Source organism: Pseudooceanicola lipolyticus (genome assembly GCF_002786325.1).
Taxonomy (GTDB): Bacteria; Pseudomonadota; Alphaproteobacteria; order Rhodobacterales; family Rhodobacteraceae; genus Pseudooceanicola_C; species Pseudooceanicola_C lipolyticus.
Window position 1 is genome coordinate 1 of sequence record NZ_PGTB01000100.1, and the last position, 15,005, is coordinate 15,005.

12 protein-coding genes are annotated in these 15,005 nt (G+C 65.2%); 10 read left to right on the top strand and 2 right to left on the bottom strand.

The annotated features are described in order from the left end of the window. Positions 1-143: 143 nt before the first annotated feature. Positions 144-1,871 (bottom strand): sensor histidine kinase, encoded by a 1,728-nt coding sequence (locus CVM52_RS17810; protein WP_240620992.1) that lies wholly within the window; start codon positions 1,869-1,871, stop codon positions 144-146. Here CVM52_RS17810 and CVM52_RS27755 point away from each other — a divergent pair. From CVM52_RS27755 to CVM52_RS17850, 9 genes are all read left to right on the top strand, one after another. After that, positions 1,842-2,066, top strand: a complete 225-nt coding sequence (locus CVM52_RS27755; protein WP_172721033.1) for a hypothetical protein — start codon at positions 1,842-1,844, stop codon at positions 2,064-2,066. The genes CVM52_RS17810 and CVM52_RS27755 overlap by 30 nt on opposite strands. A 359-nt stretch (positions 2,067-2,425) precedes the next feature. Continuing rightward, entirely contained in the window at positions 2,426-4,000 is a 1,575-nt protein-coding gene (locus CVM52_RS17815) for a 2-isopropylmalate synthase (RefSeq protein WP_100163806.1), read from the top strand. Between the two features lie 319 nt (positions 4,001-4,319). Continuing rightward, the gene (locus CVM52_RS17820) at positions 4,320-4,949 is read left to right on the top strand and encodes a VPLPA-CTERM sorting domain-containing protein (RefSeq protein WP_100163807.1); all 630 of its coding nucleotides are present in this window, start codon (positions 4,320-4,322) and stop codon (positions 4,947-4,949) included. Positions 4,950-5,284: 335 nt separating this feature from the next. Next, positions 5,285-6,331 carry a rod shape-determining protein gene (locus tag CVM52_RS17825; protein ID WP_100163808.1) on the top strand — a complete coding sequence of 349 codons (1,047 nt, stop codon included), beginning with the start codon at positions 5,285-5,287 and terminating at the stop codon, positions 6,329-6,331. A 59-nt stretch (positions 6,332-6,390) separates the two neighbouring features. Then, on the top strand, positions 6,391-7,290 hold the full coding sequence (mreC, locus tag CVM52_RS17830) for a rod shape-determining protein MreC (RefSeq protein WP_100163809.1): 900 nt from the start codon (positions 6,391-6,393) through the stop codon (positions 7,288-7,290). Beyond that, positions 7,283-7,816 carry a rod shape-determining protein MreD gene (locus tag CVM52_RS17835; protein WP_100163810.1) on the top strand — a complete coding sequence of 178 codons (534 nt, stop codon included), beginning with the start codon at positions 7,283-7,285 and terminating at the stop codon, positions 7,814-7,816. The genes mreC and CVM52_RS17835 overlap by 8 nt, the downstream gene beginning before the upstream one ends. Beyond that, entirely contained in the window at positions 7,813-9,756 is a 1,944-nt protein-coding gene (mrdA, locus tag CVM52_RS17840) for a penicillin-binding protein 2 (protein ID WP_100163811.1), read from the top strand. Before CVM52_RS17835 ends, mrdA begins: the two co-directional genes overlap by 4 nt. Then, positions 9,753-10,904, top strand: coding sequence for a rod shape-determining protein RodA (gene rodA, locus CVM52_RS17845; RefSeq protein ID WP_100163812.1), 1,152 nt, complete (start codon positions 9,753-9,755; stop codon positions 10,902-10,904). The genes mrdA and rodA overlap by 4 nt, the downstream gene beginning before the upstream one ends. A gap of 10 nt (positions 10,905-10,914) precedes the next feature. Next, entirely contained in the window at positions 10,915-11,847 is a 933-nt protein-coding gene (locus CVM52_RS17850; RefSeq protein ID WP_100163813.1) for a 2-hydroxyacid dehydrogenase, read from the top strand. A 75-nt stretch (positions 11,848-11,922) separates the two neighbouring features. Here the strand turns inward: CVM52_RS17850 and CVM52_RS17855 are convergent, their stop codons facing one another. Beyond that, the gene (locus CVM52_RS17855; RefSeq protein WP_100163814.1) at positions 11,923-13,938 is read right to left on the bottom strand and encodes a M3 family metallopeptidase; all 2,016 of its coding nucleotides are present in this window, start codon (positions 13,936-13,938) and stop codon (positions 11,923-11,925) included. Positions 13,939-14,065: 127 nt separating this feature from the next. Here CVM52_RS17855 and CVM52_RS17860 point away from each other — a divergent pair. Then, positions 14,066-15,005: 2Fe-2S iron-sulfur cluster-binding protein (locus tag CVM52_RS17860; RefSeq protein ID WP_133119891.1), on the top strand; the 940-nt coding region annotated here is incomplete at its 3' end.

A 15,005-nucleotide genomic window follows, 5' to 3' on the forward strand; every position in this document is an offset into this window, starting at 1 on the left:
CGCCCGAAGCGGTGGCCGATGCCTTCGTTGCCACCCGCATCGCCGGCGAACGCGGATATATCAGCGGGGCGATGGCGCTGGGCGATCCGGCGCCGATCCTCGCGCGGCTGGGTCCGGCGGCCTAGCGGGGCCGCGCCGCCGCCTCAGCTCGCGGTTTTGCGCATCGGTGCCGCTTCGTCGTCTTCCCCCTGGACCAGCGCCGCCTCCTGCGGCTGCCACAATGGCAGCGTGACAATAAAGGTGGTGCCCTTGCCGACCTCGCTTTCGAAATCGATGGTGCCGTCGTGCTGTCTGAGGATCTGGCGCGAGATATGCATGCCCAGCCCCGATCCGCCCCGGGTGCGGGACCCCGGCGACTCGACCTGGGTGAACCGGCCGAACACGGTGTCGCGCGCCTCTTCCGGGATGCCGATGCCGTTATCCGAAATCCGGATTTCCGCCGTGGTATCGGTGCGGGACAAACGGATGCGGACCTCTCCGGGATCCTTCGAGAACTTGATTGCGTTCGACAGGATATTGGCCAGAACCTGCCCCAGCCGCTGCGGATCGCCGTCGACGCACAGCGCCGCGCCGTCGGTTTCCAGCGAAAACGCGATGAATTTCTGCGACTGATAGCTTTGGATCCGCGACAGAGCGGTTTCCGCAAGCGGGTTCAGGTCAAGCTTTTCGCGCTTCAGCTTGAAGCCTTCATTGTCGATGCGCTGCACATCCAGCAGGTCATCGACCAGCTTGGCCAGGGTTTCGGCATTGTCGCTGGTCATCTTGATCAGGCGTTCCACCTGATCGGCGCCCAGGTTTCCCTTGTTCATCAGCCGGATGGCGCCATTGATCACCGTCAGCGGCGTTCTGAGCTCGTGGCTGACCGTCGACAGGAACTGGGTCTTGGCAATGTCGGCGGCGCGCGCCTGCTGCAGCGCGGTTTCCTGCGCGGTGACATCGACCAGGGTGATGATCCATCCCAGCTTGGATTTCATGTGCATCAGGTCGATCGGATAGATGCGCGGCACAAAGCTGTAGCCGCCACGCTGAATGGTCGGCGGCACGAAGTCGGACCCGTCACACAGAACCCGTTGCACCAGCTGACCGATATCGGAGGTTTGCGTCAGGTGGTCGCCGGGCCGGAGCCGATCGGCCGCGAACAGCCGCCGGGCCGCCGGGCTGGCATCGCACAGCCGCCCGTCCAGCCCGATGATCAGGATCGGATCGGTCGAGTTGTGAAACAGCACCTCGCGCCCCATCGCGGTGATATCCACCCAGCGATCATCGGCCATCAACCAGACCAGACCGACCAGCGACACCGAAAACGCAAACGGCGCCGGGTCAAGGCCGGCCACGGTGACCCCGCCCAGCATGTAGGCCAGGTTGGCCAGAACCGGCAGCGAGGTCAAAAATAGCAGTTTCTTGACAAAGCTGCGCACCGCGGCAGGGGCCTTGAGCGTCGGGATAAAGGCCAGCGCGAGGCCGACGGCAACGACCGCGTAGAGATAGCCGACAACGATGTAATAGAGGGGACCCAGCGAGAACTCGACAAAGGTGCGCCCGTTTTCGGTCACCAGATGCGAGTCGAGCCCGTAGAATTGGCCGTGATAGGCGTTGGTCAGCGTGCCAGCAGTGATCAATACCGGCGCAACCAGCGTGCCGGCAAGGCCAAGCAGCCGGTTGACCTTGCGGCCAAGCGCATATTCGTAGAGAAAAAACGCCCAGACGGTCGGCATCAGCACCACGCCGAACCAGGCGACCTCTTCCCACAGCATTTTGCAGCTTAGCGAGTCATTCGAAATCTGCAGGCCGATGGCCACCAGCCAGAGCGCCATCGCACCGATGCCAATCTGGAACCAGCGATGGCCGAGCGTATTCGGATATTGGCGCATCCGCAGGAAGGCAAAGAGCAGACCGCCACAGGTCAAGACAATGGTCAGGACCGCCGGATCACGAAGGTCAAAGGCGAGACAACCCGCTGGAAATGCATTCAGGTCGGCAATCATCGTGCGGAACAGATGTCCATAAAAGGTTTGCCCGCTCCGTTCGGAGGGGTCGCGAGAATATGGTGGGATGATGACGGCTAAGCTTGGTCAAAAAAACGGAAAATTCTTGATAACGCCGCGACGTCAACAACAAACCGGTGCCTCAAAATTGCCAGATTCCGATTGGCCACGTGACTCGGCGTTCAGAAACTGACCGGATCGGCGCACGATTGTTCAAGGTTTGCACGGTCGCGATTTTTCCTTCCCATTTGCCATCTTCGCGTTATAACCGGGGCATGACCAGCCACGCACATATCCTGTCCCTGCCCGCCGCCCGCGGCGCGGCCCTGCGTGGCCTACTGATCCTAACGCGCCTCTGAGCGTGCCATCCGGCGCGCCCGCTCAGAGGATGCCGCCAGCGCGCCATTGGCCCTAGGACAGATAGAACAGAAAGTACCGACATGACCCGACCGACCGATACAGATCGCGTGGTGATCTTCGACACCACGCTTCGCGATGGCGAACAATCGCCGGGCGCAACGATGAGCCACGAAGAAAAGCTGGAAATCGCCGGCCTGCTTGACGACATGGGCGTCGACATCATCGAGGCCGGCTTTCCGATCGCCTCCGAAGGCGATTTCCGCGCGGTCTCCGAGATTGCAAAAATCGCCAAGAACGCGGTGATCTGCGGCCTGAGCCGGGCCAATTTCAAGGATATCGACCGCAATTGGGAGGCAGTCCGCCACGCGAAACAGCCGCGGATTCATACCTTTATCGGCACTTCGCCGCTGCACCGCGCGATCCCGAACCTGACCCAGGACGAAATGGCCGACCTGATCCATGAAACGGTCAGCCATGCGCGCAACCTGTGTGACAACGTGCAATGGTCGCCGATGGACGCCACCCGGACCGAGTGGGATTACCTGGCCCGCGTGGTCGAAATTGCCATCAAGGCAGGCGCCACCACCATCAATATCCCCGATACTGTCGGCTATACCGCGCCGGTGGAATCCGCCGACCTGATCCGCCGGCTGATCGCCGAAGTGCCCGGCGCCGACGAGGTGGTGTTTTCGACCCATTGCCACAACGACCTGGGCATGGCGACGGCCAATTCGCTGGCCGCGGTTGCCGGCGGTGCCCGGCAGATCGAATGCACCATCAACGGGCTGGGCGAACGCGCCGGCAACACCGCCCTGGAAGAGGTGGTGATGGCGCTGAAGGTGCGGCACGACATCATGCCGTGGACCACCGGCATCGACTCGACCAAAATCATGAACATCTCGCGCCGGGTTTCGGCGGTCTCCGGTTTCCCGGTGCAGTATAACAAGGCCGTGGTGGGCAAGAATGCCTTTGCCCATGAATCCGGTATCCACCAGGACGGCATGCTGAAGAACCCGCAGAATTTCGAGATCATGCGCCCCGAGGATGTCGGCCTGGCCGATACCAACCTGGTGATGGGCAAGCATTCCGGCCGCGCCGCGCTGCGTGCCAAGCTCAAGGACCTCGGCTTTGAGATGGGGGACAACCAGCTGAAGGATGTCTTCGTCCGCTTCAAGGAACTCGCCGACCGCAAGAAAGAGGTCTATGACGACGACCTGATCGCGCTGGTCGGGGTTACCGCCGACCCGGAAAGCGACCATCTGAAGATCAAGTCGCTGAAGGTGGTCTGCGGCACCGAAGGCCCGCAAAGCGCCGAGCTGGTGATGCTGGTGGATGGTGAGGAAAAGCACACCGTCCAGACCGGCGACGGCCCGGTTGACGCCTCGTTCAACGCGGTCAAGGCGCTGTTCCCGCACGAGGCGCGGCTGCAGCTGTACCAGGTGCACGCGGTGACCGAAGGCACCGATGCCCAGGCCACGGTCTCGGTCCGGCTGGAAGAACGCGGGCGGATCTTCTCGGGCCAGTCCGCCGATACCGACACGGTGGTCGCCTCGGTCCGCGCCTATGTACATGCGCTGAACCGCCTGGTGGTGCGCCGCGCCAAGACCGGGCCGGATAGCGACCGGCGCGAAATCTCTTACAAAGACGTGTCCTGAATCCCGGGCCCCGGCCCGTCGGAAACAGGACATCGGCGCATTAATTGGCAAATCAGCCAATTGAACAATCCCGGGGGAGATCCCGGGATTGTTTCCGTTTACATTCAAATACAACCGCCGCAAGAATCCACATGTAGTATCGAATTTTCCCAAAAATACTACATATAGATATACTCCCAAAATATTTCGGGCTGCGCCCTAGTTGCGATGTTAAATCTATTGCCGGCGCTGATTTCTTAGGCGATGAAATGCTTGGGCGCCATTGCCCTTGCTCGCCTGCGGGCGGGAGTTACCGTTCTGAGTATCGTTTGGAGAAAACATGAGACTCAAATCCCTGGCGCTAAGCGCCGCGGTCGTGATCGTTTCGGGCATCGCCTCGCTGGCCAATGCTGCAACCTTCCCGACCTTCGTGTTCGATTCTGCAAGTTCGGACATCACCCTGACCAAAAAGCTCGACCTGTGCCTGGGCTGTGGCCTGACCGCCAGTTTCCACTCGGACGCAGTCAACCTGGCACCGTGGACCGCCACGAGCGCCAATGACAGCCTGCGCGTCAACAATTTCATCGACTGGACCGTCGGCAAGGGTTTTGGTGGTGAGAAATACGACGTCTCGGTCACCCTGGCCTTTTCGAGCCCCGACCCGTCTGCTGGCTCGACCACCGGTTCCGCCATCGTCGGCACCATCGGCGGCGTCATCAGCGGCGGCGTTCTGACCTGGAAAGATTCGGGCATCATCAACTTTTCGCAGGGCTCGCAGCTGACCTTTGCTCTGGACCCGACGATCGCGCTCGGCCTGGGCAACAGCACCACGACCGGCGTGACCTTTACCGGTTCGCCGATCGCCCCGCTGTCCGACACCGTGGCACCGGTGCCGCTGCCGGCCGGCGGCCTGCTGCTGATTGGTGCGCTGGGTGGTCTGACGGTTCTGCGCCGCAAGTCCCGCGCCTGATCCGCTTTCGAAGCAATTCGAACCCTGAAACGGGCGTCGCACAAGCGGCGCCCGTTTTTTCGTGACAGGGCCGGGTCGCGCGTTCACCCGGCTTACCGGCTAGGCGCGGCAAAATCAAAAAAGGCGCTTTCCCGCCGATCACATCCGCCACATCCCGCCCAAATGCCCATTCCGCCGGCCCGGGCGCCCAATGCGGCACAAACCCGGCGGCCAGGCGCGGATTGCTCCTTAATCTGGCCTTTTACCTGCCCAGACAGGCGAATATAACTGTCGCGCCTGAGGCCGATGCATGAGTCGCGGGCCAATTGGCAATATATTGGGCAGGATCGACCTTCATGGGTATTTTCGACGTACTCGGCGGGCTGTTTACCGCGGATATGGCAATCGACCTGGGGACCGCCAACACGCTGGTTTACGTGAAGGGCCGCGGGGTGATCCTGAGCGAGCCGTCGGTGGTGGCCTATCACGTCAAGGACGGGGTCAAGAAGGTCCTGGCCGTGGGCGAGGACGCCAAGCTGATGCTGGGCCGCACCCCCGGTTCGATCGAGGCGATCCGGCCAATGCGCGAAGGCGTGATCGCAGATTTCGACACCGCCGAGGAAATGATCAAGCATTTCATCCGAAAGGTGCATAAACGCTCGACCTTTTCCAAACCCAAGATCATCGTCTGCGTGCCGCATGGCGCCACGCCGGTGGAAAAACGCGCCATTCGCCAATCGGTGCTGAGCGCGGGCGCACGGCGCGCCGGGCTGATCGCCGAACCCATCGCCGCGGCCATCGGGGCCGGCATGCCGATCACCGACCCGACCGGCAACATGGTCGTCGACATCGGCGGCGGCACCACCGAGGTGGCGGTGCTGAGCCTGGGCGACATCGTCTATGCGCGCTCGGTTCGCGTGGGTGGCGACCGCATGGACGAGGCGATCGTCAGCTATCTGCGCCGACAGCAGAACCTTCTGGTGGGCGAATCGACCGCCGAGCGCATCAAGACCTCGATCGGCACCGCACGGATGCCCGATGACGGGCGCGGCGCCTCGATGCATATCCGCGGGCGCGACCTGCTGAACGGCGTGCCGAAAGAGATCGAGATCAGCCAGGCCCAGGTGGCCGAGGCGCTGGCCGAGCCGGTACAGCAGATCTGCGAAGCGGTGATGACCGCGTTGGAAGCCACCCCGCCCGATCTGGCGGCGGATATCGTCGATCGCGGCGTGATGCTGACCGGCGGCGGCGCGCTGCTGGGCGATCTCGACCTGGCGCTGCGCGAACAGACCGGGCTGGCGGTGTCGATCGCCGACGAGTCCCTGAATTGTGTGGCGCTGGGCACCGGCAAGGCACTGGAATACGAAAAGCAGTTGCGCCACGCGATTGACTACGACAGCTAAGGCGCGCACCCTTGGGTTTAGTTTCTGCCCCGTGGGAATAGCCGCCAAGAGGGCACCTGTTGGCCAAGGACCGATCACAGCGGGATGAGTTTACCGGCCCCCTGCGTCGGATGATGCTGGGGGTGATCTGCCTGTGCCTGGTTGCGGTGTTCCTGGTCTGGCGCATCGACAGCCCGCGGGTGGAACGGTTTCGCGCCCAGGTGACCGACCGGGTGGTGCCCAATATGGACTGGGCGCTGGCGCCGGTGACCGGCGCGATCAACCTGGTCCGCGATTTCCAGAGCTATCAGCGCCTGAGCGAACAGAACCGCGAATTGCGCAGTGAATTGCGCCAGATGCAGGCCTGGAAAGAGGCGGCGCTGCAGCTGGAGCAGGAAAACGCCCGCCTGCTCGACCTGAACAATGTGCGGCTTGACCCGCGGCTGACCTTCGTCACCGGCGTGGTGATGGCCGATAGCGGTTCGCCCTTTCGGCAATCGGTGCTGCTGAACGTGGGCGCGCGCGATGGCATCGTTGATGGCTGGGCGGCGATGGACGGCATCGGGTTGGTCGGCCGCATCTCGGGCACCGGCGCAACCACCGCGCGGGTGCTGCTGCTGACCGACGCGGCCAGCTCGATCCCCGCCATTATCCAGCCGTCGGGGCAAACCGCGCTGATCCGCGGCGACAACACGGCGGCGCCGGTGGTGGATTTCCTGGAAAATCCCGACATGGTGCGCCCCGGCGACCGGGTGATCAGCTCGGGCGATGGCGGCGTGTTTCCGGCCGGTCTGCTGATCGGACAGGTTGCGGCGGCACCCTCCGGGCGGCTGCGGGTGCGGCTGGCGGCCGATTACGAGCGGCTGGAATACCTGCGGGTGCTGCGCCATTACGGCACCGAAACCGTGCACGACCCCGGCCAGGTGGTGATCCCCGGCGACACCCTGCAGGCCAGCGGCGCGGAGGCCACCGATGGCTGAACGCTCGGTCGCCCATCTCTGGACCATGCGACTGGCCTATATCGGCCTGGCGCTGGTGATCGTCTTTTTCCACCTGATCCCGCTGGAAACCGTGCCGCGCCGGTGGGCGCCGCCCGATCTGCTGCTGGCCTTCACCCTGGCCTGGGTGGTGCGGCGGCCCGATTTCGTACCGGTGCTGGTGATCGCGGTGGTGATGTTGATGGCCGATCTGCTGTTCCAGCGGCCACCGGGGCTGATGGCGCTGCTGGTGGTGCTGGGCTGTGAATATCTGAAATACCGCACCTATACCCCGGGCGAGAGCAGCTTTGCCGCCGAATGGGTTGCCGTCTGCATCACCATCATCGCCATCACCCTGCTGAACCGGCTGGTGCTGGGCCTGCTGCTGGTGCCGCCACCGCCGCTGGGCCCAAGCCTGGTGCAGATGGTGCTGACCGCGCTGGTCTACCCGCTGGTGGTGCTGGTGACACAGCTGACCTTCGGCGTGCGCAAGCCGACCCCCGGCGAGAGCGGGGAACGCCCGGCATGAAACGCAACCCCCGCGAGATCGAACAGACCCACCGCAAGCTCAGCCGCCGGGCACTGGTTGTCGGTGGCCTGCAGCTGGGCTTTGTCGGGGCGCTGGGCATGCGCATGCGCTATATGCAGGTGGACCAGGCCGATGAATTCCGACTGCTGGCTGAGGAAAACCGCGTCAATATCCGCCTGATCGCGCCCTCGCGCGGCGAGCTGTTCGACCGCAACGGCATTCCGCTGGCGCGCAACGTGCCCAGCTATCGGCTGGTGATGGTGCGTGAGGATGCCGGCGATATCGACACCACGATCGCCAACCTGGCCAAGCTGGTCGATCTGGATCCGGACGAGCTGAACCGCGCGCTGGACGAAATGCGCCGCCGCCCGCCGTTCCTGCCGATCACCCTGGCCGATCGGGTCAGTTGGGAAGATATCAGCCGGGTGGCGGTCAACGCCCCCGCCCTGCCCGGCGTCACCCCCGAGGTCGGGCTGACCCGGGTCTATCCGCACGGGCCCGACCTGGCCCATGTGGTCGGCTATGTAGGCCCGGTCAGCGATTACGACCTGGAACAGATCGAGGATCCGGAACCGGTATTGCGCATCCCGCGCTTCCAGATCGGCAAGGTCGGGCTGGAGGCGCGCGAAGAGGACCTGCTGCGCGGCAAGGCCGGGGCCAAGCGCGTCGAGGTCAACGCCACCGGCCGCGTCATGCGCGAGCTGGACCGGCGCGAGGGCCAGCCCGGCGCCGACCTGCAGCTGACCGTCGATGCCGACCTGCAAAGCTATGTGCAGGCGCGGCTGGCCGGCGAAAGCGCCAGCGCGGTGGTGATCGATTGCGAAACCGGCGATCTCTGCGCGATTTCCTCGGCGCCCAGCTTCGACCCCAACCTGTTCGTGCAGGGCATCTCGGTCGCCGATTACCGGATGCTGACCGAGGACAAGTACCGCCCGCTGGCCAACAAGTCGGTGCAGGGCACCTATCCGCCCGGCTCCACCTTCAAGATGGTGACGGCGCTCGCGGCACTGGAGGCCGGGGTGGTCGGACCTGGCGACACCGTCTGGTGCCCGGGTTACCTGAGCATTTCCGGCCGCCGCTTCCATTGCTGGAAGGGCGGCGGCCACGGCCATATGAACCTGCAGGATTCGCTCAAGCAAAGCTGCGATGTCTATTATTACGACGTGGCGATCAAGACCGGCATCGACGCGATCTCGTCGATGGCCCGGCGGCTGGGCCTGGGCGTGCGGCACGAGCTGCCGATGTCGGCTGTGGCCCGTGGACTGGCGCCGGACCGCGCCTGGAAACAGGAAGTGCACAACCAGACCTGGCTGGTCGGCGACACCGCCAACGCGGCGATCGGCCAGGGTTACATGCTGGCCTCGCCGTTGCAGCTGGCGGTGATGGCGGCGCGCATCGCCACCGGCCGCGCGGTCACCCCGCGGCTGGTCAAATCTGTCAACGGTGTCGAACGGCCCAGCGGCCGCGGCGAGCCGCTGGACATCAACGAAAACCACCTGCGCCAGGTGCGCCGCGGCATGGACGAGGTCACCAATGGCCGCGGCGGCACTGCCTATCGCTCGCGGATCATCGCCGAGGGCTTCCAGATGGCCGGCAAGACCGGCACCAGCCAGGTGCGCAACATCACCAAGGCCGAACGCGCCGCCGGGGTGATCAACAACCGCGACCTGCCCTGGGAGCGGCGCGACCACGCGTTGTTCGTCTGTTTCGCCCCGCTGGAGGCGCCACGTTATGCGGTGTCGGTGGTGGTTGAACACGGTGGCGGCGGGTCAACCGCCGCCGCCCCGATCGCCCGCGACGTGATGCTGCAGGCGCTGTATAAAGGCACTCCGCCGCTCGAGGCCTATCCCACCGCCGATCGCGAGAAGATGCGCGAACAGCAGGAGAAGCTGCAGCGCGAACGCCACAACCGGCAGAGCGGCGCGAGCGACCGGGCATGAGCTATCTCGAATATAACGTCAAAACGGTCCCCACCGGGCTGCGCAAGGTGCTGTATCTGAACTGGCCGTTGACCCTGTTGCTGGTCAGCGTCGCCTGTGTCGGCTTTCTGCAATTGTTTTCGGTGGCCGGCGGGTCGCTGATGCCCTGGGCGGAACCGCAGATGATGCGCTTTGCACTGGGCATGGCGGCGATGCTGTTCATCGCGCTGGTGCCGATCTGGTTCTGGCGCAACATGTCGGTGCTGGCCTATCTGCTGTCGATCCTGTTGCTGGTGGCGGTGGAACTGGTCGGGATCGAAGGCAAGGGCGCCCAGCGCTGGATCGATATCGGCTTCATGCGGCTGCAGCCCTCCGAACTGATGAAGATCACCCTGGTGATGCTGCTGGCGGCGTTTTACGACTGGCTGCCGGCGCGACGCATCTCGCACCCGTTCTGGGTGCTGGTGCCGCTGCTGCTGATCCTGCTGCCCACCTACATGGTGTTGCGCCAGCCCGATCTCGGCACCTCGATCCTGCTGCTGGCCGCCGGCGGCGGCATAATGTTCCTGGCCGGCGTGCACTGGAGCTATTTCGCCGCGGTGATCACCGCGGGCGTCGGCCTGATCACCGCGGTGTTCAAAAGCCGCGGTACCGAGTGGCAGTTGCTGAAAGACTATCAGTACCGTCGCATCGACACCTTCCTCGATCCTTCGTCGGACCCGCTCGGCGCCGGCTATCACATCACCCAGTCTAAAATCGCCCTGGGCTCGGGTGGCTGGACCGGGCGCGGCTTCATGCAGGGCACCCAGAGCCGGCTGAACTTCCTGCCCGAGAAACATACCGATTTCATCTTCACCACCCTGGCCGAAGAATTCGGCTTCGTCGGCGGCATGTCGCTGCTGGCGCTCTACACCTTGATCATCGTGTTCTGCATCTCTACCGCGCTGGCCACCCGCGACCGCTATTCCTCGCTGGTGACGCTGGGCGTGGCGATCACGTTCTTCCTGTTCTTCGCGGTCAACATGTCGATGGTGATGGGCCTGGCCCCCGTCGTCGGCGTGCCGCTGCCCATGGTCAGCTATGGTGGCTCGGCCATGCTCGTCCTGCTCGCCGCCTTCGGGCTGGTCCAGAGCGCCCATATCCACCGCCCGCGCGGGCGCACCAATTAGAAGACTTCAAATGACTACAAATATCCTGTTCGCCGCCAATGCGACCCGTTGGGCCACCTATGAGGCACCGCTGCGCCGCGCGCTGGACGCCGCCGGCCTGTCCTATGACCTGAGCCCCGAACACGCCCCTGAAACGGTGGATTACATCGTCTACGCCCCCAGCCAGGAGATCAGCGATTTCACCCCCTTCAAGCGGCTGAAAGCGGTGCTCAACCTCTGGGCCGGGGTCGAGACGGTGGTGAACAACCCGACCTTGCGCGTGCCGCTGGCGCGCATGGTCGATCACGGGTTGACCCGCGGCATGGTCGAATGGGTCACCGGCCATGTGCTGCGCCACCATCTGGGCCTCGACGCCTATATTCACGGGCTGAACGGCCGCTGGACGCACAACGTGCCGCCGCTGGCGCGCGACCGCCGGGTCAGCGTGCTGGGTCTGGGCGAGTTGGGCCGCGCCTGCGCCGAAACCCTGGCCGGGCTTGGCTTTGACACCGCCGGGTGGAGCCGCAGCGCCCGCACCATCCCGAACCTCACCTGCCTGCACGGCGCCGACGGGCTGACCGCCGCGCTGGAACGTGCCGAGATCCTGGTGCTGCTGCTGCCCGACACCCCGGCCACCCGCGACATTCTCACGGCCGCGACGCTGGCCCACCTGCCCGAGGGCGCGGTGATCCTCAATCCGGGGCGCGGCACGCTGATCGACGATGCCGCGCTGCTGACGGCGCTCGAATCCGGGCGGGTCGGCCATGCCACGCTTGATACCTTCCGGACCGAGCCGCTGCCGCCCGAACATCCCTACTGGGCACATCCGCGGGTCACCATCACGCCGCATATCGCCTCGGAAACCCGGCCCGACACCGCCAGCGAAGTGATCGCCGAAAACGTCCGGCGTGGCGAGGCCGGCGAACCCCTGCTGCATCTGGTCGACCGCGATCTCGGCTACTGACCCGCGGCTTTCATCGCTTTGCAAGATACTCCCGCCAAAGGCGGCGCCCCGTAAAGGAGCAGCGCCGCCTCCGGATCAGGCCGCCACCAGCCCGCGGCCTTTCAACAGCGCCTCCACCCCCGGCAGCCGGCCGCGGAAGGCGATATACAGCTCGGCGGCGTCGCGGCTGCCGCCGGTCGACAGGATATTGGCCTCCAGCGCCCGGGCGCGGTCGCGGTCAAAGGCGCTGCCGGCCTCCTCGAAGGCCTCGAAGGCGTCGGCATCCATCACCTCGGACCACATATAGCTGTAATAGCCGCTGGAATAGCCGTCGCCGGAAAACACATGGGCGAAATGCGGCGTCGCGTGGCGCATGCCGATCGCATGCGGCATGCCGATCGCTTCCAGCACCTCGGCCTGTTTCTGCATCGGGTCGGCGGGGGCCGGGCCGTCGTGGAATTCCAGGTCCACCAGCGCCGAGGCGACATATTCCACCGTCTGGAACCCCTGGTCGAAATTCGCCGCCTCCAGCACCTTGTCCAGCATCGGCTTGGGCATCGCCTCGCCGGTTTCGACATGGGTGGCGAATTCGCCCAGCACCTCGGGCACCTCCAGCCAGTGCTCGTAAAGCTGGCTGGGCAGTTCGACGAAATCGCGCGCGACAGAGGTGCCTGAAACGCTTTCATAGGTCACGTCGGACAGCATCTGGTGCAGGGCGTGGCCGAATTCGTGGAACAGCGTGCGCGCGTCGTCATAGCTCAGCAGCGCCGGATCGCCCTTGGCGAAATTGCAGACATTGATCACCACCGGCGCCTGCACCTCGGGAAATTTCGCCTGGCTGCGCATCGCCGAACACCAGGCGCCCGAACGTTTCGAGCCCCGGGCGAAATAGTCACCGATGAACACCGCGACATGCGCGCCGTCGCGGGTCACCTCCCAGGCGCGGCAGTCGGGGTGGTAGAGCGGCACGTCCAGCGGCGCAAAGTCCAGCCCGAACAGCCGATGGGCGCAGGTAAAGGCCGCCTCGATCATCCGGTCAAGCTGCAGGAAGGGTTTCAGCGCCGCCTCGTCCAGGTCATGTTCGGCCTTGCGCCGCTTTTCCGCGTAATAGCGCCAGTCCCAGGGTTCCAGCGGCCCGGCGATACCATCGGCCCGCAGCATCGCCTCCAGCACCGCGCCATCCGCCAGCGCCCGCGCCTTGGCCGGCTCCCACACCGCCAGCAACAGCTCGCGCACATTGGCGGGGGTCTTGGCCATCTCGGTGTCCAGCTTGTAGGCGGCAAAATTCTCGTAGCCCAGCAGCTGCGCCCGTTCCGCGCGCAGCTTCAGGATCTCGGCGGCGATGCCGCGATTGTCGGTCTTGCCGCCATTGGCGCCGCGCGCGGCCCAGGCGCGATAGGCTTTTTCCCGCAGGTCGCGGCGCGGCGAGAATTGCAGGAACGGCACGATCAGCGACCGCGACAGGGTGATCACCGGACCTTTCGCCTCCTTCTCGGCGCCCGCGGCACGGGCGGCAGAGACCACGAAACCGGGCAGCCCCTCCAGATCGGTCTCGGAGAGTTCCATGAACCAGTCGCGTTCATCGGCCAGCAGGTTCTGGGTGAATTCGGTGCCCAAGGTGGCCAGCCGCGACTTGATCGCCTTGATCCGTTGCTCTGCTTCGCCCTCCAGCGCCGCGCCGGCGCGCAGGAAATTGCGATGCGTCAGCATCAGCACCCGCGCCTGTTCCGCGGTCAGGTCCAAAGTGTCGCGCTGCTCCCACAGCGCGGCAAGCCGCCGGAACAGGGCCTTGTTGGCCGAAATCTCGGAAAAATGCGCCGCAAGCCGGGGCGAGAAGTCGCGTTGCAAGGCTTCGCGTTGCGGATTGCTGTCCGCGCCGGCGACGGTGAAAAACACCGACAGCACCTTGTCCAGCGCCGTGCCCGCCGCCTCCAGCGCCTCGACGGTATTGGCAAAGCTCGGGTCGGCCGGATCGGCGGCGATGGCGTCGATCTCGGCGCGGTGGGCCGCCAGCGCCTGCTCCAGCGCGGGGGCGAAATCCTCGTCCGAAATCGCGTCGAACGGGGCAAGGGCAAAGGGTGTGGCCCAGTCGGCCAGCAGCGGATTCGTCATCGAAGATCTCCTTTGCCGCCACGCTAGCCGAACGCGGCGGCGGCCGGAACCGCATTCACGCGCCCTTGACCCGGCGTGGCGCACGGCGCACCTTGCAGCCCTGCGGCGGCCGATCCGGGAGAGGGACATGAGCGCGCTCTGGCGGGGCAACTGGGCGACGCGGCTGCGGATCGCATCGGGGCTGGTGCTGTTCGCCTTCGTGCTGACCCATTTCCTGAATATCGGCCTGGGGCTGTTTTCCTCCGACCTCATGCACCGCGTGCAGGACTGGCGGCAGGTCGTCACCCGCAGCCTGCCGGGTGGTCTTGTCCTGTATGCCGCGCTGCTGGTGCATGCCGGGCTGGCGCTGACCCGGCTGGCGCGGCGCAACACCCTGAAAATGCCGGCCTGGGAGGCCGTGCAGATCGCGCTGGGCCTGGTGATTCCGCTGCTGCTGCTGCCGCATGTGATCTATACCCGCGCCGCGCATCAGCTTTATGCGGTCGACGATTCCCCGGCTTACCTGATCGGGCTGATCTTCGGCACGCCCGATGCCTGGCTGCAAAGCCTGCTGTTGTTGATCGTCTGGACGCATGGCTGCATGGGGTTGCATTTCTGGCTGCGCGGCACCGCCTGGTGGCAGCGGGCCAATCCGGTCCTGACCGCCCTGTCGGTGCTGGTGCCGGGCTTTGCCCTGACCGGGTTCCTGACCGAGGGGCGGCGGGTGGCGCTGGCGCTGGCCGACGCGGCGCAGCGGGCCGAGCTGATGGGTGTGGTGAACTGGCCCGACAGCGCCGCCTTTGCCGGGCTCGCGCGGATCGAAACCGCGCTGACCGTGGTGCTGTGGATGATCCTGGCCCTGGTCGCAGCGGTCTATCTGCTGCGCAAGCTGCTGATCCGGCGCAAATCGGTGCGCATTCACTATGTCGACGGCCCCGCCGTCACCGCGCCCAGGGGGCCGACGCTGCTGGAAATGTCGCGCGCCAACGGGGTGCCGCATACCTCGCTCTGCGGCGGGCGGGGCCGCTGCACCACCTGCCGGGTGGTGATCGAGGCCGGCGCCGACAGCCTGCCACCGCCCGACGAGG